This is a genomic window from Sulfurimonas sp. HSL3-7, assembly GCF_039645985.1.
Lineage (GTDB): Bacteria > Campylobacterota > Campylobacteria > Campylobacterales > Sulfurimonadaceae > Sulfonitrofixus > Sulfonitrofixus jiaomeiensis.
The window spans coordinates 677,817-699,101 of the sequence record NZ_CP147919.1; the positions used below are offsets into that span (position 1 = coordinate 677,817).

29 protein-coding genes are annotated in these 21,285 nt (G+C 48.6%); 15 read left to right on the plus strand and 14 right to left on the minus strand.

Annotated features, from left to right (window positions below; translation table 11 throughout):
* Window positions 1–20 precede the first annotated feature (20 nt).
* The 6 genes from WCY20_RS03430 to WCY20_RS03455 form a co-directional block, all read right to left on the minus strand.
* Window positions 21–1,064, minus strand: a complete 1,044-nt coding sequence (locus WCY20_RS03430; RefSeq protein WP_345977003.1) for a glutathione synthetase — start codon at window positions 1,062–1,064, stop codon at window positions 21–23.
* Window positions 1,061–2,989, minus strand: coding sequence for a flavohemoglobin expression-modulating QEGLA motif protein (locus WCY20_RS03435; protein ID WP_345977004.1), 1,929 nt, complete (start codon window positions 2,987–2,989; stop codon window positions 1,061–1,063). Before WCY20_RS03435 ends, WCY20_RS03430 begins: the two co-directional genes overlap by 4 nt.
* The gene (locus WCY20_RS03440; protein ID WP_345977006.1) at window positions 2,986–3,783 is read right to left on the minus strand and encodes an N-formylglutamate amidohydrolase; all 798 of its coding nucleotides are present in this window, start codon (window positions 3,781–3,783) and stop codon (window positions 2,986–2,988) included. The genes WCY20_RS03435 and WCY20_RS03440 overlap by 4 nt, the downstream gene beginning before the upstream one ends.
* A gap of 187 nt (window positions 3,784–3,970) precedes the next feature.
* Window positions 3,971–4,180: a mechanosensitive ion channel domain-containing protein gene (locus WCY20_RS03445; protein WP_345977007.1), complete on the minus strand. Its 210-nt coding sequence runs from the start codon at window positions 4,178–4,180 to the stop codon at window positions 3,971–3,973.
* Entirely contained in the window at window positions 4,140–4,286 is a 147-nt protein-coding gene (locus WCY20_RS03450) for a hypothetical protein (protein ID WP_345977008.1), read from the minus strand. The genes WCY20_RS03445 and WCY20_RS03450 overlap by 41 nt, the downstream gene beginning before the upstream one ends.
* Before the next feature lie 21 nt (window positions 4,287–4,307).
* Window positions 4,308–4,475 carry a hypothetical protein gene (locus WCY20_RS03455; RefSeq protein ID WP_345977010.1) on the minus strand — a complete coding sequence of 56 codons (168 nt, stop codon included), beginning with the start codon at window positions 4,473–4,475 and terminating at the stop codon, window positions 4,308–4,310.
* 234 nt (window positions 4,476–4,709) lie between these two features.
* On the opposite strand from WCY20_RS03455, the gene greA reads away from it, so the two are divergent.
* From greA to WCY20_RS03490, 7 genes are read left to right on the plus strand one after another with little or no spacing between them, the layout of a single operon-like run.
* Window positions 4,710–5,213, plus strand: a complete 504-nt coding sequence (greA, locus tag WCY20_RS03460; RefSeq protein ID WP_345977011.1) for a transcription elongation factor GreA — start codon at window positions 4,710–4,712, stop codon at window positions 5,211–5,213.
* Window positions 5,206–6,204, plus strand: a complete 999-nt coding sequence (gene argC, locus WCY20_RS03465; protein WP_345978212.1) for an N-acetyl-gamma-glutamyl-phosphate reductase — start codon at window positions 5,206–5,208, stop codon at window positions 6,202–6,204. The genes greA and argC overlap by 8 nt, the downstream gene beginning before the upstream one ends.
* Complete coding sequence (locus WCY20_RS03470) at window positions 6,194–6,931, plus strand: metallophosphoesterase (protein WP_345977012.1); 738 nt, start codon at window positions 6,194–6,196, stop codon at window positions 6,929–6,931. The genes argC and WCY20_RS03470 overlap by 11 nt, the downstream gene beginning before the upstream one ends.
* Window positions 6,932–6,934: 3 nt before the next feature.
* Entirely contained in the window at window positions 6,935–8,065 is a 1,131-nt protein-coding gene (locus WCY20_RS03475; RefSeq protein ID WP_345977013.1) for an MlaE family lipid ABC transporter permease subunit, read from the plus strand.
* On the plus strand, window positions 8,066–8,821 hold the full coding sequence (locus WCY20_RS03480) for an ATP-binding cassette domain-containing protein (protein ID WP_345977015.1): 756 nt from the start codon (window positions 8,066–8,068) through the stop codon (window positions 8,819–8,821).
* Window positions 8,818–9,777 (plus strand): MlaD family protein, encoded by a 960-nt coding sequence (locus WCY20_RS03485; RefSeq protein ID WP_345977017.1) that lies wholly within the window; start codon window positions 8,818–8,820, stop codon window positions 9,775–9,777. The genes WCY20_RS03480 and WCY20_RS03485 overlap by 4 nt, the downstream gene beginning before the upstream one ends.
* The gene (locus tag WCY20_RS03490) at window positions 9,778–10,392 is read left to right on the plus strand and encodes an ABC-type transport auxiliary lipoprotein family protein (protein WP_345977019.1); all 615 of its coding nucleotides are present in this window, start codon (window positions 9,778–9,780) and stop codon (window positions 10,390–10,392) included.
* Here the strand turns inward: WCY20_RS03490 and WCY20_RS03495 are convergent, their stop codons facing one another.
* Complete coding sequence (locus WCY20_RS03495; protein WP_345977020.1) at window positions 10,393–10,575, minus strand: DUF2892 domain-containing protein; 183 nt, start codon at window positions 10,573–10,575, stop codon at window positions 10,393–10,395. It lies immediately after the preceding gene.
* Window positions 10,576–10,818: 243 nt separating this feature from the next.
* On the opposite strand from WCY20_RS03495, the gene WCY20_RS03500 reads away from it, so the two are divergent.
* Complete coding sequence (locus WCY20_RS03500; RefSeq protein WP_345977021.1) at window positions 10,819–12,123, plus strand: aminopeptidase P N-terminal domain-containing protein; 1,305 nt, start codon at window positions 10,819–10,821, stop codon at window positions 12,121–12,123.
* Between the two features lie 6 nt (window positions 12,124–12,129).
* Here WCY20_RS03500 and WCY20_RS03505 read toward each other — a convergent pair whose 3' ends face one another.
* Complete coding sequence (locus WCY20_RS03505; RefSeq protein WP_345977022.1) at window positions 12,130–12,558, minus strand: hypothetical protein; 429 nt, start codon at window positions 12,556–12,558, stop codon at window positions 12,130–12,132.
* Between the two features lie 57 nt (window positions 12,559–12,615).
* Here WCY20_RS03505 and WCY20_RS03510 point away from each other — a divergent pair, with 57 nt between their 5' ends.
* The 5 genes from WCY20_RS03510 (at window position 12,616) to WCY20_RS03530 (ending at window position 15,946) form a co-directional block, all read left to right on the plus strand.
* Window positions 12,616–12,975 carry an MmcQ/YjbR family DNA-binding protein gene (locus WCY20_RS03510; protein ID WP_345977023.1) on the plus strand — a complete coding sequence of 120 codons (360 nt, stop codon included), beginning with the start codon at window positions 12,616–12,618 and terminating at the stop codon, window positions 12,973–12,975.
* Between the two features lie 2 nt (window positions 12,976–12,977).
* The gene (locus tag WCY20_RS03515; protein WP_345977025.1) at window positions 12,978–14,408 is read left to right on the plus strand and encodes a hypothetical protein; all 1,431 of its coding nucleotides are present in this window, start codon (window positions 12,978–12,980) and stop codon (window positions 14,406–14,408) included.
* 1 nt (window position 14,409) lies between these two features.
* On the plus strand, window positions 14,410–14,769 hold the full coding sequence (locus WCY20_RS03520) for a DUF1425 domain-containing protein (protein ID WP_345977026.1): 360 nt from the start codon (window positions 14,410–14,412) through the stop codon (window positions 14,767–14,769).
* Between the two features lie 9 nt (window positions 14,770–14,778).
* On the plus strand, window positions 14,779–15,393 hold the full coding sequence (gene lpoB / locus WCY20_RS03525; protein ID WP_345977028.1) for a penicillin-binding protein activator LpoB: 615 nt from the start codon (window positions 14,779–14,781) through the stop codon (window positions 15,391–15,393).
* Between the two features lie 190 nt (window positions 15,394–15,583).
* Window positions 15,584–15,946, plus strand: a complete 363-nt coding sequence (locus WCY20_RS03530; protein WP_345977030.1) for a hypothetical protein — start codon at window positions 15,584–15,586, stop codon at window positions 15,944–15,946.
* A 32-nt stretch (window positions 15,947–15,978) separates the two neighbouring features.
* Here the strand turns inward: WCY20_RS03530 and WCY20_RS03535 are convergent, their stop codons facing one another.
* Window positions 15,979–16,452, minus strand: coding sequence for a hypothetical protein (locus WCY20_RS03535; RefSeq protein WP_345977031.1), 474 nt, complete (start codon window positions 16,450–16,452; stop codon window positions 15,979–15,981).
* A gap of 87 nt (window positions 16,453–16,539) precedes the next feature.
* On the opposite strand from WCY20_RS03535, the gene WCY20_RS03540 reads away from it, so the two are divergent.
* The gene (locus WCY20_RS03540) at window positions 16,540–17,253 is read left to right on the plus strand and encodes a DUF445 domain-containing protein (protein ID WP_345977033.1); all 714 of its coding nucleotides are present in this window, start codon (window positions 16,540–16,542) and stop codon (window positions 17,251–17,253) included.
* A gap of 41 nt (window positions 17,254–17,294) precedes the next feature.
* Here WCY20_RS03540 and WCY20_RS03545 read toward each other — a convergent pair whose 3' ends face one another.
* The 3 genes from WCY20_RS03545 to WCY20_RS03555 are packed head-to-tail and all read right to left on the minus strand — an operon-like array spanning window position 17,295 to window position 19,661.
* Window positions 17,295–18,002 carry a metallophosphoesterase family protein gene (locus WCY20_RS03545; protein WP_345977034.1) on the minus strand — a complete coding sequence of 236 codons (708 nt, stop codon included), beginning with the start codon at window positions 18,000–18,002 and terminating at the stop codon, window positions 17,295–17,297.
* Window positions 17,983–18,963, minus strand: coding sequence for an ATP-grasp domain-containing protein (locus tag WCY20_RS03550; RefSeq protein ID WP_345977036.1), 981 nt, complete (start codon window positions 18,961–18,963; stop codon window positions 17,983–17,985). Before WCY20_RS03550 ends, WCY20_RS03545 begins: the two co-directional genes overlap by 20 nt.
* The gene (locus WCY20_RS03555) at window positions 18,960–19,661 is read right to left on the minus strand and encodes a WbqC family protein (RefSeq protein ID WP_345977038.1); all 702 of its coding nucleotides are present in this window, start codon (window positions 19,659–19,661) and stop codon (window positions 18,960–18,962) included. Before WCY20_RS03555 ends, WCY20_RS03550 begins: the two co-directional genes overlap by 4 nt.
* Before the next feature lie 158 nt (window positions 19,662–19,819).
* Between WCY20_RS03555 and WCY20_RS03560 the strand changes: the two genes are divergently transcribed.
* Window positions 19,820–20,053, plus strand: coding sequence for a hypothetical protein (locus tag WCY20_RS03560; protein ID WP_345977040.1), 234 nt, complete (start codon window positions 19,820–19,822; stop codon window positions 20,051–20,053).
* Between the two features lie 15 nt (window positions 20,054–20,068).
* On the opposite strand, the gene WCY20_RS03565 is transcribed toward WCY20_RS03560, so the two are convergent.
* Complete coding sequence (locus WCY20_RS03565) at window positions 20,069–20,797, minus strand: hypothetical protein (RefSeq protein ID WP_345977042.1); 729 nt, start codon at window positions 20,795–20,797, stop codon at window positions 20,069–20,071.
* Window positions 20,797–21,000 (minus strand): RNA-binding S4 domain-containing protein, encoded by a 204-nt coding sequence (locus WCY20_RS03570; RefSeq protein WP_345977044.1) that lies wholly within the window; start codon window positions 20,998–21,000, stop codon window positions 20,797–20,799. Before WCY20_RS03570 ends, WCY20_RS03565 begins: the two co-directional genes overlap by 1 nt.
* Between the last annotated feature and the right edge of the window lie 285 nt (window positions 21,001–21,285).

Consider the following 21,285-nt stretch of genomic DNA (forward strand, 5'->3'; position numbering starts at 1 on the left):
GCTTCTTTCAGGCCGGAAGCTTATAAGGTATTCATCTCCGCATTGTCAAAGTTGCGGTGATAATATTTCATATAGCGTACCTTTTTTTCCAGCGCCTCTATGACCGCTCCGGTAAAATTCACCCCTTCAAACCTTTCGGAACTGTCCAGCCCTCCGGGACTAAAGACGTTGACCTCCAAAAGCTTGTTCCCGACGATGTCGAGTCCGGCAAAAAAGATACCGTCCTGGACCAGTTTGGGACGCACGATCTCGGCAAGTTCAAGCATCTCATCGGTGACGGTTACCGGCTTGGGTATGCCGCCCGCATGGAGGTTCGAGCGGATATCTTCGCCGCTCCTGGTGCGTCTGTACGCGGCATATTTTCCATCGGCTTTGAGCGGCCGCCCATTAATCAGGATCATCCGCGTATCGCCTTCAAGCGCCTGAGGTGAAAACGCTTCTGCAATCACATAGCCGTCGCGTGAGATCGCATCGATCATCTGGTTGAGATTGGCAGCATCATCAGGCTGGACCATAAAAACACCGCGACCGGCTGATCCCATCAGCGGCTTAAGTATGATCCGTTTTGCATGTTGATCATAGAAGTGGCGGATATCGTCACGGTTGCGCGAGACGAGTGACTGCAGGCGTACCGATTCGGGAAAATATTGAAAATACATCTTGTTGATCGCTTTGCTGAGCCCGTTGGGATCATTGCAGACGATCACACCGTGGCGCATCGCGGTCCGCCCGAATACGACAGAGGCATGCTGCGCCCAGGAACACTGGTAATCGGCAGCCGGGTCATTGCGCAACATCAGCACATCCAGATCATCGACTGTTATCCGCTCTGATTTTGCCTGCTCACTGCAGAGGCTGTGGTAATAGAGTTCCGGTGTCTCATAGCCGGTGTCGGGAACCGAGCGTGACCTTGCATGGACAAGTTCGTCGGAATCGTACGAAAAATCCCCGACTCCCATCAGCCAGACCTCGTGTCCCATATTGGTCGCAACCATCGCCATACGGATCGTCGAACTGGGCAGACGTTCGGTCAACAGGTCATTTAAAACAAAACCGATCCTCATGGCTGACTCCTTTTGACCAGATCCAGAATATTCAAACCCTTCTCTTCTATCTCGCCGAGCCGTTTTTTCGCATCGGGCTGCTCCAAATATCGGGGGAAAAGCGGCGGCTTACACAGAACCTCACGCCACTGCAGCTCTTCGATGAGCGGGATGTGCTTTGCCGAGAGCTTCCCCACCAACAGCGGCTCTATCGCCCCGCCGCCCGCGATATAGTCCAGTATCCCGATGAGCCCCCTGAGGTAGACCGCATCCTTGGTCAGACCGCCACCCCTGAAGATGCGTGTCGTAACGGTAAAAGCGGTTTTCGGCATAAAGCCGTACTGTTCGTGCAGGATCTCGAATGTTTCGATAAAGGATGCCCCGTCGATCAGGCATTTCGCTGCAACGACCCTGCCGGCAAGTATCCGAAGCCGTTCAATACTGAGACCGCCGCAGAGGTATTCGGCGAGTACGGCGATCCCCTCCTGCATCTCATCATATCCCGAAAGGCCCGTATGCAGCTGTTGAAAGGGCTGGGAAAAGCCGTTGGTATAGGTCAATATATGGGTGCCGATCTCATGATGCAGGAGCGCTTCAACACGGTTTTTCGGGAAATGGGCCCATTTTGAAACGAGGAAATCCCCTCCCGAGACCATCGCACCTGAGACGATATCTTCGCGAAGCTCCACCCTGGAGTGAAGCGACGGATAGCGCTCCCTGTAGAAATCGAGCTCCGCTTCGGCAAGACGTGCAAATATTTCTGCCGAAACGGTATCGGTGTCACTGTCCGCTCCGATGTTCTCGAGATCTTTGGCCGGCATCAGGGAGAGCATCTGCCGTGCCGTCTCCAGCAGGTTCTCTTCGACCGTACCGTATGTCTGGATACTTCCGTGCAAAAAGTTGGGGGTATCCCGGTCGCCGAGCATCGTCAGTTTTCTGTCGAGTTCATCCCTCTTTTCGCTGAAGAGGTGCAGCAGTGTCGGATCCTCGATCTTTTCGACGGGAATCGCATAAAGGCGGCGTTTGACCGCAGCCGGGTCAAAGGGCACGGGCCGGTAATAGAAATCGGGTCCCTTTCTGTAGCCGCTCTCTTTGAACGCCTCCCAGGCCGTCTCGGTATTGACCGGTGTCACCTGAAGCAGAAAATCAAACGAATCATCAATTTCAGAAAGTGCCCGGTCTATTTTCCAGACCGCTTTGGTGACATTTCGTCGGCCCAAAACCTGATAGTGGGCCGGGGAGACGGTGGTCTGATTGTGCATGAAGGTAAAAAAACTTTTTTTCAGCGCTGTGCCTATGCCGTGGTGGAGGTTTCGAAGCACAGAAGGGTAGAGAATCCTGCCCTCGGGGTCGTGATAGACCGGCTTGATGCCCAGACCGACGGTGTAGCATCGCATCTTTTCGAGCAGCTCCTGCGAAAGCAGAGGCGGGAGTCCGGCAGGGGCTATTGACTCGGAAAACTGCGGATCGACCTCTCCGTGCTGACGGCTGAGCGAAATGTCTGAGAGACTGTTTGTAAGCGTTTGGACTGTCGGCGTCAGGAGGCCGAGCTGCGGCGAAAAGAGTGTAAATCCGGGCTTTCGGGCTTGTGCTGCCGCACTTTCGTCCGCTGTTGTGCTCTGAAGCGACCACAGTTCAACCAGCAAAAAAGCCCCGAAACGCGCACTCATCGCTGCGGCGATCTGTTTGACAAGCTGTGCCAGCCCCTCCTGATAATCGGGGTCACTGGGTGCAATGATGTAGGATGCTTCGCCGTAGACCAGATTCTTCGTTCCGACATCGCTCCGATCGGCAGGACGCCTGTAGAGGCATAAAAAAGGGAGCTGACGGTCGATATGGATGCGTCCCCAGCCGGGTAGTTCCTTGCGCACTGCCTTGTTGTCGAGCAGCCTGTTAATGAGCGAATCGATCAGTTTTTCCGTGATGAGCAGATTCGCCTGTTTCATAGCTTCGCCCCTATTTTTTTCAACTCTTCAAGCAGGCCCGGAACGGTTGATTCCAATACCTTGCGGATCATGTCCACTTTTTTACTGTCTGCCATCCCGCTCCACTCATCCATAAAGAACTTTTTAAATTCGACGGAGAGGACGCAGGCATTTTTTCCGAATGTCTGATGGATCCATAATGGAAAATGGCCCCCCTTGAATTTGACATTTTCGCGGATGTCCAGAGAATGCCCCAGAAAATCAAACTGCTGAATATCATACCTGAAACGGTCGATAAGCGGTTCCCAATGTTTATGGTCTTCGATCGTTCCCGTGCCGAGGTTGACATCAGGGTTGAACCTTGGATCGGCTTCGCCGCCTTCCGGACCCTCTCTTCGGAAGTTATAGGTGTGCAGGTCCAACACGACAAAATAGCCAAAGCGTTTTTTGACATGCGAAAAGAGCTGATAAACGTCGTCATAAAAAGCATCATATTCCGCCAGCGACGTTTTGATCATTGCAGGGGTCGGTTTTTTCTTCCAGACCTTAAGGCCCCATGCCTCTTCGGGTTTAAGATAGACGGCATGTTCCCTCGGTCGGTTCAGATCGACTTCGAATCGTGACGTCAGTACGATGGTACGGTTGGGCACGACGGTGGTCCAGATAGCGGTATAGGGGTCCTCTTCTCTGAGCCTCTCGTTCTCATCGATGGCAAACAGCCTTTCGAGTTCACGGCGGACTTTATGGCCGTTATGAATAGCTGTTGCTATGATGGGGACATCAGCCTCTTCGATGACCCAGTGTCTCTCTTTCATCTTTGCTCCTAATGTGTAAGCAAAAGCACCTTTACAACGATTATACAACAAATCAAACATTCTCGTAAACAGACCCGTCGATAAGGTGTATGAAACAGAGCGTTTTTCATTTAAGTAATGCTCTTGCGCCGTTATCCTTCAAAAAAGGCGAGGTGCTGTACAACCTTCGTTTTCAAAAAGTTCTCTCTCAACCCTTTTCGGGAGCCGTCGCAGGTGCGGCATACCACTCTTCGCGGGCATAGCGGCTGAAATTGGTTGTCGTTACCGAGAGTAGTACCGCATTGGGAATCGTGACTTCCTCATTGTACAGGGTCTTTATCTTGGTCGAGAGGACGCCTATCTCCAGGATATTGCCCTCACAGGTTGATGCCGGCAACCTCTTGCGTATACTGCTCAAAGCTCTTCCCCTCTTCGGGCTCAAAATCCTCTTCCATGATGCCGAAAATCTGACGGTCATTGACCGTAACCCAGACCCCTTTGACATTGCCGAGCGTCGAAGGCACTGCTTTGACCTCGTAACGCTTCTACCCGACGGGGATCGCCTTGATCTTCTTTGTGGCTTCGTCGATACGGTCGCCGACACTGTGACTGCGGTAGGGAATCTGAAAGGTGACGATGGTGTCACCCCAGATAGTGAGCGGCTGCGGTGTATGTTCCTCGGTCGCAGAAAAAAGCGGTAAGACAAAGGCCAAAGAGAAAATGAACGGTAGGATGAGGTAGCGAAATAGAGGATTAAAAAAACATGTAAACACTCCGCACTGGTGTCACCTATTGTATCGCTGACGACGACACTTTGTCAACCGTTCCATAGTGCAACTGCAGGCTGAACCAGAAGCCTATATTCCAATTTTTACCTCCAAAGGGTATAATACATCTTATTACGATGTACAGCGCAGCATGCTGCAGCGATAAAAATGGAGAATCTTTTGGAAAATAATGTAGAACCGATGACAAAATTCGGGTATGAGCGTCTTCAGGCGGAGGCGAACCACCTGAAACTGGAGGTACGTCCTGCGGTGATCAAGGCGATCGAAGAGGCAGCTGATATGGGTGACCTGAAAGAGAATGCCGAGTATCACGCGGGCAAAGAGCAGCAGGCCAACATCGACCGCCGTCTTCAGGAGATCAGCGATCTGCTGAGCAATGCTCAGATCGTTGACCCGAGTACGCTGGAACATGCCCGTGTCAGTTTCGGTTCGACGGTGATCCTTGAAGATATCAACAGCGGCGAGGAGGTGACCTACACCATCGTCGGCGGCTGTGAGAGTAACCCGGAAATGGGACTGATCTCGTTCAACTCGCCGCTGGCCAAACAGATCCTCGGCAAAGAGGAGGGCGACGAGGTCAAAGTCCGTCTACCGGGCGGTGTCAAAGAGTTTGAAGTAGCCGAGGTGAAATACCAGGAGATCGTCTTTGAGTGCCATGATTAATGTCGCCGTTATCGGGGCGAGCGGGTACACCGGCCTCGAACTTATCAAGATGATCGTCAAACACCCTGTTTTCAATCTTGCCTATGTCGCGACGAGCGAAGGGAACATCAGGCTTAGCGAACTGCATCCCTCGTTGCTGGGGGTGGCCGAGTGTGATGTCGAGAAGGCGGATGCCGCCGAGGTTGCCAAAAGCTGCGAGCTTGCCTTTCTGGCCCTGCCGCACAAGACGGCGATGGGCTTTGTCAAGGAGCTGATAGCGCGAAATGTCAAGGTGGTCGACCTCTCTGCAGACTACCGTCTTGAACAGGCGCGCTACGAGCAGCACTATGTCCCGCACATCGATACCGAAAATCTTAAACATGCCGTTTACGGCCTGCCGGAACTCAACCACGAGGCGATCAAAAAGGCCAAGCTGGTGGCAAACCCGGGCTGTTATCCGACCGCTTCGATCCTGGCGGCGTTGCCGTTTCTGAAGTACCAAGTCAAGGGTTCGGCACTGATCGTCGATGCCAAGAGCGGGGTGAGCGGTGCGGGCAAGAAGCTCTCAGAGACAACACACTATGTGACGATCAACGACAACGCCTTTGCCTACAACCCTCTGTTGCACCGCCACGGTCCCGAGATTGCCGAGAAGCTTCAGCTTGATGAGAGTTCGGTCAACTTCGTGCCGCACCTTCTGCCGCTGACAAGAGGAATGCTCTCATCAGTTTACATGCAGGTCGAGGGCGATTTCGATGTGATGGAAGTGCTTAAAACGTACTACAAGGATGAACCGTATGTCCGCGTCCGGGAGAACCCGGTCGACATAAAAAGCGTTGCCGGCACCAACTTCTGCGACATCTTTGCACGACGCAACGGTTCGACGCTCTTTATCAATGCAGCCATTGACAACCTGATGCGGGGTGCAAGTTCGCAGGCGATCGTCAATGCCAACCTGATGATGGGTCTCGCTATGGAAACCGGAGTCCCCGATATCGCCTATGTCCCGTAATCCGCTTAAGCTTCTTGAGGGGGCTATCTTTCTTAGCGATGCCCACTACTCTTTTAAACATAAAGAGCTTTACGATTTTTTAAAAGCGATCCGTTCACAACATATCCAGACGCCGCAGCTCATCTTGATGGGCGATATTTTCGATCTGCTTTTCGGCGGCATCCCCTATACGGTTGAGCGTAACAAAGAGGTCGTTGATCTCATCAATACCCTCAGCGATAACATCGAGATCGTCTATCTTGAGGGTAATCATGATTTCAACCTCGCTCCTATCTTCCCCGGTGTCAGGATCTTTTCCATCAATGAACAGCCGGTTGCGTGTGAATTGGGTGGTCAGCCGGTCGCTTTGGCCCACGGGGATTTTGACGGGCCGCTGGGGTACCGCCTCTATACGGCCGTCATCCGAAACCCGTTCATGCTGCGGTTTTTAAGCCTGCTCGATACCATCGGAAGACATTTCATTATCAACGCTCTGGACAAGAAACTGGCACGTAAGAACGACTGCCACAGTATGCACACCTTTGAGCAGTATGTCACGAAACACCTCTCAAAAAAAGATCTAAGCCGCTATACGATGTTCATAGAGGGGCATCATCACCAAAACCACGCGTTCAATATCGGTGAATGCCGCTATGTCAATCTTCCCGCTTTCGCCTGCGGACGGGGGTATATGTCGGTAGGCAGAGGGAGCTTGCAAAGTATTAAATTTGTAAGTGAGAAGGTATAAGTCATGGGAGCCCGAACGCAAGTCGCACTGCACGTCACAAAAGGGACGCAGACGCTTACGTTCAAAATCCAGGGTACACCGACGATTGAACGGCTTGCCCCTATCGAGCAGAAGCTTGCCGCCTCGGCAAAAGAGGCAAAAGTCAAAAAGATAATTTGGGACCTTTCTGACCTTGACAGCATGGACTCCGCTTTGGCTCTGCTGATTGCAAAACATATTCATCAGGCCGAGAAGAGTGGCCAGGAGGTGACTTTCAGTGTAATGGGAAGCGAGGTGAAAAGGATGCTCTCTATGGCGCAGGAACATGCCCATTTCGACAGCAGTTTTGAATCGCCCAAAGAGAGTGTTCTGCAGACTGTCGGTGCAGACAGTATTGATCGGCTTAAAAAACTTGCGGACTTTCTCGACTTTTTCGGGCGGTTAAGTCTCACCTTCTTCTACTCGTTTTACCATTTGCGTCATATCCGGTGGAAAGAGATGTTTTTCGAGATCAATGAGAGTGGTATCAAGGCCCTGCCGATCATCGCGCTGACCACCTTTCTGATCGGTGTGGTCGTGGCGTACCAGTCGGCGGCGCAGTTGAAACTCTACGGGGCCAACATCTTTATCGTCGATATGCTCGGTATATCGATTTTGCGAGAGCTTGCTCCGATGCTGGCCGCTATCATCGTCGCCGGCCGCAGCGGCTCGGCCTACGCGGCGCAGATCGGGGTCATGAAGATCACCGAAGAGCTCGATGCCATGCGCACGATGGGGTTTGATCCTTATGCCTTTCTGGTATTGCCGCGTATGTTTGCGCTGGTCATCATGATGCCGATACTGATCTTTTTTGCCGACATAGCCGGCCTTATCGGAGGGATGTTGATCGCCAAGATCGATCTCGGTCTGAGTACGACACTTTTTATGGAGCGTTTCGTCGAAGTGATCAATGTCAAACATTTCTGGATCGGTCTGATCAAGGGGCCGTTTTTTGCCGTTTTGATTGCCAGTATCGGAATCTATCGCGGCCTGCAGGTAAAAAATGACACCCAAAGCATCGGCTTCAATACCACCAAGGCGGTGGTGGAGTCGATCTTCGCCGTGATCATTTGCGATGCCTTCTTCTCGATCATCTTTACGAACCTGGGGTATTAGATGTCGAATAGCAACAAGATCATGAAAGTCAGCAATGTGATTACGAAGTTTGGTGACAAGCTCGTGCACAACGGGATTAATCTGCATGTGAATGAGGGCGAGATCTACGGACTGCTGGGACCGAGCGGATGCGGCAAGTCGGTTCTGATGCGCGAGATGATCATGCTTGAACAGATCCGCAGCGGTTCGATAGAACTTCTCGGTCATAAGATAGAGTCTATCGGCATGAGAGCGGCGCAGAAACTAAGGTTGCAGTGGGGTGTTCTTTTTCAGTCCAATGCTCTTTTTACCTCACTGACCGTGGCCGAAAATATTGCCCTCGCACTCCAGGAGTACACCCGACTCTCTCAAGAGAGCATTAATGACATCGTTGCCTTCAAGATCGATATTGTGGGGCTCAAGCAGTCCGATGGGATGCTCTATCCTTCGCAGATCAGTGGGGGGATGAAAAAGAAGGCAGCTTTGGCCCGCGCCTTGGTGATGGACCCTAAAATCGTCTTTTTGGACGAGCCGACGTCGGGCCTCGACCCTATTTCCGCACGGGAATTTGATACACTTATAGTAAAGTTACGCGATCTGCTGAACCTGACGGTGGTGATGGTCTCGCATGACCTCACCTCGATCAATACCACGCTTGACAGAATGGCGGTCATTGACAATAAGAAGATCGTGGCAGAGGGGACTTTAACAGAGGTCAAAATGATCGAAAGTCCCTTCATCGAACGTTTCTTCGAGATGGATAAAGGAAAAGGATGAACGCAAAAACGAATTACACCCTGGTCGGTCTCTTTGTGATCCTCTCAATTGTGCTGACCTTTGTGTTTGTGATATGGCTGGTCAAACCGAGTGATGAAAAAGTAATGACACTCTTCAGGATCTATTTCACGGAGTCGGTCTCGGGTCTCAATATCGATTCTCCGGTTAAGTATAGAGGGGTGACCATCGGCAAGGTAACCAAAATGCATATCAATCCGGCTAATGTCGAAGAGATAGAGGTCGATATTCTGGTCGATAAGGAAGCGCCGATCAAAATCGATACGGTTGCCAAATTGAAAGCACAGGGGATCACGGGTCTCAGTTACATCGATTTGAGTGAAGGCAGCAAGCAGGCGCCGCTGCTCTATAAGGGTGATAAAGAGGCCCCTGTTATAAAGTCTGTTCCCTCATTTCTTGTGAAGGTGGAAGAGTCTTTCGGATCGGTCTCTGTTAACCTTTCACAGACCCTGGACTCGACACGGAAACTGCTGCGTGATGAGAACCAGGCAGAGATTACCAAGATTTTGCAACATGTTTCGGAAACGATGGGCAAGCTGGATAAGGCACTGGACGAAGAGAGTGTCAATAATTTTAAGAAGCTGCTGAACGCGTCGAGCGGTTCATTTGAAAAGATAGAGAAAATGGTACCGAAGATCGGTGCCTTGGTGGATAGAACGGTCCTGTTCGAAGAGCGCTTTGAAGCTGCACTGGCGTCATACGATGAGAGTGCGAAAAAAGTCGGCTCCTCCATGGCTGTTTTTGAAGAGCGCAATGCCAACGGGGATTATTCGGTCAAGGAAGGCGTCAAGGAGCCGATGAAGCAGTTTGCCGTTACTATGAAAGAGCTGGAATCGACGCTTGCGCAGATCAAGATGTTGCTTGCTGATTATCGCGACAGCCCGTCCGATATCTTTTTGCGCAGTGAAGAACCGGATATTGGACCAGGAGAAAGATAGATGTTGAGAAGAAAACTGATCATAGTCGTTACCGCCGTAGTGGGGATTTTACTGGGAGGCTGCTCTCTTCAGACCAAGGTACCGCCGACGTCAAAATATCTGTTGAACGTACCGACTTCCTATGACGTTTCATCGGCAACTGCCTGCCGGGACAAAGTACTGCGCATCGGGTTGGTTGAGAGTCCGGATATTCTGACCACGCGTGATATTGTCTATAGGACGGACAGCGGGCGCAGTTACAGTTATACCAAGGCACGCTGGATGAGCAGTATCAATGCCCAGTTGGGTAATCTGCTTGCAGGTGCGGTCACCCGTTATGGGACTTTTGGGAATGTTATTTCACTCAAATCTTTCGCCGACAATGATCTTCTGCTCGAAACGGAGATCCAGGAGTTTTCGCAGACAATCCATCCAGACGGTACATCAACGTTGAAGATTGCCGTCCAATTTGTCTTGTTGGAGCAGTACCATCGTAATATTATTGCTTCCTCATTGATAGAGATAGAACGAGACGGTGTCGGCGGTAATGTGGACAGTGCCGTAGAAAATTATTCCGCGATGATCGCTGAACTGCTGCAGCAGGTCAACGCTTTTTTGGGTGCAAACTGTCTGTGATCAGCTTTTGCACCCGGTGTTGATACGAAAGATCGTATAGAGCGGACAAAATCCGAAAAGTCCGGTCAGTAAGGGAATAAGACCGATATAACCCCACACCCAGCCCGTAAAGACGGCGATAAAAACAAAAAGTCCTCCGACAAAGACGCGTAGAAAACGGTCAAAAAATCCTGTATTACACATTGCAGATCCTTTTTAATATCGGCTTTTTGAAGAGACCGATTAGTTAGATTATAATATAAGTATATACTATTTTTAACACTTCTGTATGTGACAAAGCCATATCAGAAGGACGGATCGAACATAGAGGCGATAACGGCTTTCATACAAAATACGATGTAAGGTTATCTCCTGTTTCAGACAGGGTTTCAACCGGAAGATCGGCAATGACACCTGAAGTAGAAAGATTTTTGTTACAATAGCGCCATGAATGAAACAGTATATAAACAACGCCGTGACCGGCTACTTGAGATGATGAACGACGGCGTCGCCGTACTTTCGGCAGCACGTCTGCAGACACGCTCCAACGATACCGAGCACCCTTTCCGGCAGGAGAGCAACTTCTATTATCTCTGCGGGTTCGAAGAGGATAACAGCGCACTTGTGCTCGTCAAGAGCGGCGATATCGCGAAGGTACTGCTTTTCGTCCAGCCCAAAGACGAGACGATGGAGCTGTGGACCGGGAAGCGTACCGGGGTCGATGCGGCAAAAGAACGTTTCGATCTGGATGAGGTGCACAGCATCGAGGCGTTTGAAAACGTTGTCAGGGAGGAGCTCAAGAACAAGAAACGGCTCTATCTTGATCTCTTCAGCGAAGATCCGAGGTATGGTGTGGTCAAACAGCAGTGCCGCCACCTGGTACATGACCGAAGCAGCACCGTGTCGCCGAGAACCTTTATCGATATCACCGAGATGATCCAGACGATGCGGCTGATAAAGGACGGACATGAGATCGCCCTGATCGGAGAAGCGCTGGCGATCACAAAAGAGGCGCATCATGCGGCGATGCGTTCGGCGCACCCGGGTGTACATGAGTTTACCCTGCAGGCGGATATTGAATACGTATTCCGGCATCGCGGGGCACACAGCAACGCCTACATGACCATCGTCGCCGGCGGCAACAACGCCAATACGCTGCACTATATCAACAACAGCGACGTCTTCGGAGAAGAGGACCTCGTTCTGATCGATGCCGGATGCGAATATAAGATGTATGCCAGCGACATCACCCGCACCTTTCCGGTCAGCGGCACTTATACCCGGCCGCAGCGGGAGGTTTACGAGATGGTGCTTGACGTGCAGCTGCGCATCATCGAAATGATCAGACCCGGCGTAACGAAAAAAGAGCTTCAGCAGATGAGCGAGCTATGGCTGACCGAAGGGTTGGTCAAACTCGGCATTCTCAAAGGGGAGGTCGATGCTCTGATAGAGACGAAAAAGCATAAACAGTACTATCCTCACGGCATCGGCCACTGGCTGGGCATAGACGTGCACGATCCGTGCCCCTACGTGGACGGAAACGGCAATGAGATACCTTTCGCGCCGGGCATGGTAATGACGATCGAACCGGGGATCTACATCCGTGCCGATGACATGGAGGTCCCGGAACGCTACCGCGGTATCGGTATTCGTATCGAGGATAACATCCTTGTGACGCAAGAGGGGCGAGAGAACCTTTCGGAGGGGATTGCGAAAAGCGTTGAAGAGATCGAAGCGGTCTGCCGGGGGTGAGGCCCTTTAGTTGTAGCTGTAACTCCAGCCGGTCGAACCGCTCTTTGCCTCTTTGAAATCTTCCGAATCGGCTTCAAAGTCGATGATATGCATAAAGGCGTGCGGCAGGTTCTTTTTGTCATCGTCTTTGAAAAGGTGCATCGGCATCGGCGTGTCCTGATTGGTTACGGCAAAAGCCACGGCATCGATCTGGCTGAAGAGATCACTGATGTTGAAAAGCTTGTACTGCGCGGCAAATTTTTCGAGGACAGCCTGCTGGATCTGCGGCGGAAGATCGTCTATCGTGTTTAAGAAGATAGTGATGTGAATAGGGGCCTGTGCATCCTGACGTGTCGATGGCGCGGCCATAATAATGTATTCAACACCTTCAAGATGCGCGGCGATCTCCGCCTCGTCAAAATAGCGTTGCGTCTTTAAAGCTTCATGTGTCTGCATTTTTCTCTTCTTTTTATTATTTATGGCATTATAAACAATAGAAAGTAAGAGGTGCCTATGACAAAAGCGAGTTTGGAAAAATACTGCCTCTCAAAACACGGTGCCGTCAAAGAGTACCCTTTCGACAAGATGACGGCGGTCTATAAGGTAGGCGGGAAGATGTTCGCGCTCAGCAGTGACAGCGCTGCTGAACTGCGTATCAACCTGAAATGTGATCCCCTCTATGCGGCAGAGTTACGTTCGATCTACGCCTGTGTCGAACCCGGTTACCATATGAACAAGAGGCATTGGAATACGGTCGTCTGCAATCAGGAAGCGGATGACAGGCTTGTTCAGGAGTGGATCGATGATTCGTACGATCTCGTCTTCGCTTCTCTGCCAAAAAAGCTGCAACATGAGATCAAGGCCAGGGTCTGAATATGATTGAAAATAAAATTAAAATTATCGTATCGGCCGCTGCCGCGCTTCTTTTTTTGAGCGCCTGTGCCCCGAAAGAGGCGATGCTCAACAATGATGTTCTGGTGGCTCAGGGTCATTACGGCAAAGCGGCAGTGGCATCTGAAAAGGAGATCGACCGCTCCGACCGCACACAGCGCAACAATCTGCTGTGGTACCTGAATGCCGGGCTTGCCTACCGCTTTGATCACAACAACAGCGCAAGCATTAAAGCCTTCGATGAGAGCGAATGGCTGATCAAACATTTCCAGGAACAACTTTTAAATGCCGATATTTCACAGGGTACAGCCAGCCTTTTTGTCAATGATACGACCGCGCCGTATAGAGGGACACAGTACGACGGGGTGATGGCCAATACCTATAAAGCGATCGACTATCTGGCGATGGAGGATAATGAAGGTGCACGTGTCGAATTCAACCGTGCTGTTGATAGGCAGCGGCGGGCAAAGGCCTACTATGCGAAGCTGATCGAAAAAAACAGAGAAGCGATAGAAGAGCAGCAGCGAAACGATAATAAAGGGGTCGATGTTGATAGTTCGATGCCGCGGGCCAAGCAGGTCTTGAACGAGAAGTACCCTTCATTGTACAGTTTTGAGGCCTACCCCGATTTCATCAACCCTATGGTGAGCTACCTGGCCGGTATTTTTGCCTTAAGCGAAGGGGACAATCAAAAAGCTTTCACGCTTTTAAAAGAGGCCTACGGGATGAACCGGGAGAATGCGTATATTAGAGAGGACCTTGCCTATGTCGACGCGCTTCTGGACGGATCGGCTTTGCGCAGAGAACCCTTAGTCTGGGTGATCATCGAAGACGGTCTGGCCCCGGTTAAAACCGAATGGCGGCTTGATGTGCCGGTCTGGATATTTTCAAACAATCTGAATTATGTCTCTTTGGCGCTGCCGCGCATGCAGACACGGATGCGTGCTTTTGAAAGCTATTCGATCGCGCTTGAAGACGAGGTGTTCCCGTCAAAACTGCTCAGCGATATGGACCGGGTGGTGATGACGGAGTTTAAAGAGGAGTATCCGGCTATTTTGCGCCGGGCACTTTTTTCGGCAATGACAAAGGCTTTTATTCAGTACCAGACACAGCGCCAGATGCAAAATTCCGAAGGAAACGCACAGGCGCTCTGGGCTCTGGCTTCTATTGCGACGACGGCCTATACAATCGGTTCAGCACAGGCCGATACCCGCAGCTGGAGAAGCTTGCCGAAACGTTTTGACCTCATACGTTTACATCAGCCCGAAAGCCGAAAGTTCAATATTAAAACGTCGAGCGGATTGATATTGACCCAGGTCGAACTGCCATCAAGGATGCCTACTTTAGTTTATGTTAAAATGACTACAGCAGGTGCAAAACCCTCCGTGTCAATAATACCTTTAGGGAGAAAATAGCATGAAAAAATGGATATGGCTTATCGCTTTGACGCTCTTTTTGGTCGGATGTGCCGATAAAACATCGTATGTCAAGGTTGTGGACGATTCGATCGAAGATGATATTTCCATCGAGAAGATCAATGAACGCATCAACAGCGAAAGCGGGCTTAAAGAGCTGCAGGTCTTAGGTGAAAACGAGACGGACGAGTATATGAAACTGCGCTACCGTGTGGTCTGGTTTGACAAAGACGGTTTTGAGATTGACTCTATAAGCAAGAACTGGACAGAGCTGCCGGTGTATAAAAATGCCAATTTCACCATTCATATCGTCGCACCGAATAAGAAGGCGACAGACTACCGCCTCTTCATCAACAAGTAAAGGAATATCATGAAATATATAGTGACCATCACACTCTCTTCGCTGCTCGCAGCAGCCTTTATGAGCGGTTGTGCTCAGAAAACGGAACGTATCGATATGCATGAGGATAAGGGTGCCCAGGTCATGGGGCTGGATTACCGCGATTTCAATGAAGCCGCAGCCGAGGCGGTACAGTCGATGCTGCAGTCGGGTGCGCTCGATAAAAAGACAGGAGACCGTTATGTTTTGGCTATTTCGCGTGTGACCAATGACACGATGCAGCATATCGACACCGATCAGCTGGTCAAAAAGATCCGCGTGGAGCTGCTGAGAAGCGGCAAAGTGGTCGTGACGACCGCGGTCGGCGCGAACGGGCCTGAAGACAGGATGAGCAAGCAGGCACGCGAACTGCGCGAAGACGAGGAGTTCAACCAGCGTACTGTTCAGGAGAAAGGGCAGATGATCGCGCCCGACATGAGTCTTTCGGGCAAGATCCTGCAGCGCAATGTCCGAATGGACGACGGCAAACAGCAGGTGGAGTATTATTTTATGCTCAGTCTGACCGAGATCAAGACGGGGCTTGCATGGTGGGAAGGGGAGACCATCATAGGAAAGCGGGGTTCCGGAAAATCCGTCTCCTGGTAAGTAAAAGTTCCAGCTTCGGCACATCTTGCACAAAAGTTTAGCTCTCGGCGCATAGCAGTGCGCAGTCGGCTAAACATTTTGCACAATCTGCACCAAATCTGAAACTTTTACAAGTTCAGACTTTTGAAAGATGCGCTGCGCTATCTTTCTTAACGCTTAATACGCATAATTGCTTCGCTATAATTCCTCCATGAAAGTAATTATAGATCTAATAGAAGATATCCGTACGGCCATCAATAACGACAGCAGTTTTTCACTTTTGGCTATGGGGCTGAAAGAAGAGGAGAGCGGAGAGTTTTCCCCTTCCTGGGAGAGTCCTATCTGCAGTATGAAGATCGACGATGAGAAAAATCGGCTCTTTTTGTTCCTTGGGAAGGGGAAAGCCTTGGGTGTCGGGCAGTTTTTGACGGTTCTCCATGCCCTGCCCAATGCCGCGATGATGTATGAGGTCTGTGTATCCTACTCCAAAGAGCGGGAACGTGTGGACAGTTCATTGATGGGGTTCGGCGAATCTGTCAGAGACAAGAAATATCTTCTGTTTGTCCCGGCATAGTTTTTGACAGTTTCGGAATGGAACTTAACGGATCAAAGCAGTTTTTTGATGATGTCGCCGACACCGATATGGACGTTGTAGTGGGCAATCGGAAAATCCAGCCATTCGTCTTCGAGATTGACGACATAGCCGCTTAGATAACCTGCCAGTTCACCCAGTTCAATTGATTGGTACTTCCCTGCATCTTCTTCACTGTATTTCGTGCGTTGAAGCGAACCCGCATCATTACTCTTCTGCAGGGTGAAGGCGAGCCATTTCAGGTTGGCAAGGTCGGTGTAGCGCAGGAAAAGCTCCGGCGTCAGGGCCTCATAGGGCTTGCCTTCGGGGTTGAAGAGAAGATGCTGTTCGCGCAGCGGGATGAGAACGGAAAGAATCACCTTGACGAGAGGCGTCACCTTTTCAGCCCAAAAAGGGGATTCGTTTTTTGTAGCAAGGTTGGCATCGATGAGCTTGACGATCTCTTCCGAAGCGGCTGTGTTTAAAATCTGTTCGATGGTACGTATCATGTTCTTCCCGTATTTTTTCGTACTGTAACCTTTCTTGTATAATTCCACCCTTATTAACGCAACAAACCGTTATGATTAAGGAATGCAATGCAGATCAACAAAAGTCTTTTGACCAACACCGTCGCCGTAGCGCTGATACCCCTCTCCTACCTGATACCCGAGCCAACCCTTTCAAAAGCGTTGCTTTACGGCGGTATCTTTGCCTTTTCCGGGGCGATCACCAACCTGCTGGCGATCCATATGCTTTTTGAGAAGGTGCCGCTGCTTTACGGCTCGGGCGTCATCGTCAACCGCTTCGAGAGTTTCAAAGCGGCGATCAAAGAGCTGATGATGAGCCAGTTCTTCACCAAGGAGCAGCTCGACAACTTTTTTGCCAACGAAGAGAAAAAGATTGACCTCGCACCGATGATAGAGACGACCGACTTCTCGCCCGCCTTCGATGCCCTGAGCAAAACGGTGATGGAGTCCTCCTTCGGCGGGATGCTGGGGATGTTCGGCGGCGAGAAAGCACTGGAAGGGCTGCGCGATCCTTTCACACGCAAGCTCAAAAGCGCGGTGACCAGGATCGTCGTCAGCGAGAGTTTCGAGAAACAGCTGCAGGCGTACCTGAGCGGTTCGACGCTGAGCGAAGACATGCTTGAAAAGATCGAAGAGGTGATAGAGGCGCGCCTGAACGAACTGACCCCGCAGATGGTCAAAGAGATGGTGCAGGACCTCATACGCGAACACCTCGGCTGGCTGGTCGTCTGGGGCGGTGTATTCGGCGGACTGATCGGGCTGGGAAGCTCGTTCGTCCTGTAGCAGTCCAAGAAGGGATTGCCCCCAAGCCTAGAAGACAAACATTATTTATTCTTTTTGTCGAAACTGATATTCAAGACATGACCGCGTAAGTTGGTTCCCGAATAAAGATTTTCATAGAAATATGATTCAAAGCCACTCTTTTTCATATGATTAGCGATCATATCGATATCGTATTCAAGACGGATCAATTCGATGGTACCATCAGTTATAATAGCGTACGCCGCTCTCTTGTCTCCATCTCTTGGCTGTCCTACGGAACCGGGATTGCAAAAAAGCCTGTTATTGTCTAAACCGATGACAGTCTGGACATGGGTATGCCCAGCAAAAAAATATTGTTCTTTAAATGGTGCAAACATCTCATTATTGATCGTATATAAATAAGTATCAAGACCATTTTCTGAAAATGAACCGTGAACCATGTAATATGTTGAATCTTTGTAAAAAGGGATACTTTGTGTTAACCATTTAAAGTTCTCTTCGGTTATTACTTGTCGTTGAAAATCCAAACTCCTATTGACACTGATGGAACGTTCACATTGTTCATTCTCAATCATATAGTTATCATGATTGCCTCTGATATTAATGACATTCATCTTTCTTAGCAGTTCAATACTTTCATTGATCATGCTGTAATAACCGCACACATCTCCTAATGAGAATATTTTCTTGATCCCTCGACGTTGTATATCATCCATTACTGCTTTCAGGGCAGGGTAGTTCGCATGGACATCAGAAATTATCGCTGTCATATTGAATAACATCCTTAAGATATCGAATAGCGGATCCTCTTTTTTGCTTACACTTTTGCGGAACCTTATTTAAGAGAAAATACTCAATACACATTTCTGCTTCATTAACGCCAAACTTTGTACGTATGGAAGTGGATGCAGATACTCTTGCATTTACTTCAAGAAGAAGATATTTGCTGCCATCTTTTATTAACTGTATATTCGTTGGACCAATAGGTTTAATTAGGTTGCATAACTGGTTTACGTAGTCAATCATATCGTCATCTGCATTGATACACTTCGCTTTTACAGTTATGCCATTTCCCAATTTTCTCCAAAAAACTATCATATTTGCATAGTCACCGTTTTGGGTTCCGAATACAGAAATCGTATACTCATTATCACCTTGAATCTTTTTTTGACAAATGTAACCATCTGAATACCGATATTTCCAATAGTCGAAATCTTTTTGGTCATTTATGGTCACAACGCCTTGTGAAGCATAGGAGATATTTTTTTTCAATATAAAAGGTACACCTAATTTGGCAGCAACATAATCATAATCGAAATCTGTTCTTCCTATAAGCGTCGGTATTTGCTCTATTTTGCCATTTAAAAAATCATACGTTTTAGCTTTGTTATGTAAATGAGGATAGACCTCTTCGTTGTTCAATACCAATTTAACATCTAACTTATCATAGAGCTTTTTGTGCCTCATCAGAACTTCCAATTCCGGTTCGATACAAGGTATCACTAAATCTATATTGTATTTGATGATCGTGTCATATAAAAATGTCGGAAAGCGTTCACTGGAGGCCATCACACCTTTTTCAAAAACATCACACCAAAATTGCCCTACAGCATCATCATATATATCAATACCAATAATATTGCAATTATATTTGGATGATTTCAAAGATTTAACAATTCCATAACCTATGATGCCACTGACTCCCGTGACTAATATATTGAATTTGTTCATATTAATCTATACCTATTTAACATCTCTCTGACTTCATCTTTTGAATTGAACATCATAATATCTATAATTGACAAATAGGGTACAAACTCATTTTGAAATTGTCGATACTCGACTATTTCATTTTCAATAAAATGCAATTTTATATCATACTCTTTGAACTTTGCTTTGCTATATAATGCTTGGCCACCTATCAAATTGATATACACTTTGGCATTTAATATCTCACATATATTTATTATCTTATCTTGTCCTCTTAAACTATTGTCTTTCTCAATAGCACTTGAATAAATAAATTTTGTATTCAATTCTAAATAGTTGGAAATTTCTTCAAGTGAGTTGCCAATGAACTTGGCCAGATTTTTTTCTGAAAATTCTAATATGGATTTAATGAGTGGAAAAATATCTTGAAAATAGGGAGCTCTTTTATAGACTATTGCGATAGATTTTAAAATATTTACAGAATTGTTTCCAATGTCAATTTCGTTAATTAACTTATTTTGACTTAGTGCTTTAAGATGCAGTGTAATCTTGTGTGCTTTACCGTCAATCAAAATACTATTTCTGTTAATGTAGCCTTTTTTTTTATAGTGTACATCATCCAGAATCACAAATGTATCTACACTCTTAATCAACTGCCAATAACCAATATACGAGAAAAGATAGGGTTGCATTATTGCTGTGACCATAGGTTTAGACATAACAACGCCTCCTCCTCTTCATTAAGATTATAGCTAAGTATAACGTACTTATATCTGCTTTAAGCGCCAATTATTCAATACAAGGATCGGACGTCTCTGATGAGAGTTTCGAGAAACAGCTGCAAGCGTACCTGAGCGGTTCGGCGCTGAGCGAAGAGATGCTTAAAAAGATCGAAGAGGTGATAGAAGCGCGCCTGAACGGACTGACCCCGCAGATGGTCAAAGAGATGGTGCAGAACCTCATACGCGAACACCTCGGCTGGCTTGTTGTCTGGTGCGGTGATCGGGCTGGGAAGCTCGTTCGTACTTTAAAAAAAGCACAGGTTTGTGGGATGCCAGCGCTCATACGAACAGTGGCGCATATAATGAAAAAATCAAGGGCGGCGAATTGAATCTCTTGCGCTTATTTACGGATGAAGATAAGCATCGACCTCGTTTAATAGTTCCTGCATGGAAGGTTGCAGTTCAGAACTGGAAAACGCCGTCTGGAACGCTTCGATCTGCGCTTTGGTCTGCATCGCTGCAAAACGTTTTGCCGAGGGGGATTTCGTGTCGATGAAGGCGGCGTAGCTCTCTTTTATCTCTTCGGCTTTGGCGACTTCGTCGGCCAGAGCACTCTTCTTCTGCCAATATTTTTCATACGCTTTCAGCTTCGCATCGTCCGGGTAGGCGACTCGTGCTTCTTTGACTTTGGCGTAGGCTTTTTTTGCATCAAGCCCCTCATCATCGAAAAGTGAATAGAGGATCTCTTTCGTATCGCCCAGGACGATCCCGTACCAGTTGTTATGATAGAAGAGCTCCAATACGTGACCGGGAAGGATTTTGTCGTAAGAGGTGTGGTAGATGTCCTGGGTGTACGAGACCTTCTCGGTGTACTCGGTGACGGTGTAGTTGTACTGCGTCACGCCGATGGTGGCAAACCGGGTGTTGGCGTGACGGTGGTTGAGCTCTTCGCCGACGGACTCCAGGTAGAGCTCTTTGTCGTAGCTTTTGAGCTGGGGCAGGGTGTCGAGTGTCTTGAAATCGATCTTGCCGCTTGGCATCGGTGCCAGCTTGACGCGTTCATTTGCGGAAACGATATAGAAGTCGGCCGAGAGCTGGGAGAGGAGGAGCCCCAAAAGCAGTAAAAGACGCATTAGCGGACCTCGATGGTGACATCGGCGATCTTGATCGTCTCGCCGGCACGGATCTTGGCCCGTTTGCGTGTCTCGACCTCGCCGTTACGGATGACATGCCCGTGTTCTACGATCAGTTTTGCTTCGGCCCCACTGTCGACAAGATCAAGTAGTTTGATAAGTTTATAGAGTTCAATGTACTCTTCGGTGAGTTGATAGATCATACTTTTCCTTTTTCGTATAGTAGCGAAGGTGCTGTTAAAGAGGGATATAAGATCTGGAATAAATTAAGAGGCAAAGATGAAAAGGCATCAGGTGCCTGATCATCAGGATATCTGTTAGATCTCGAGTGATTCCAACGTTTTTGTCGAGAATGATATAGAGATCAACTGCATACAGAAAGTTGAAAAATAAAATCTAACGGAAATACATTATAAGGAATATAATGATTTAGAGATTTTAGCATGATTATCTTATTTGAATATTAAAAAATATGATATCTACCTATT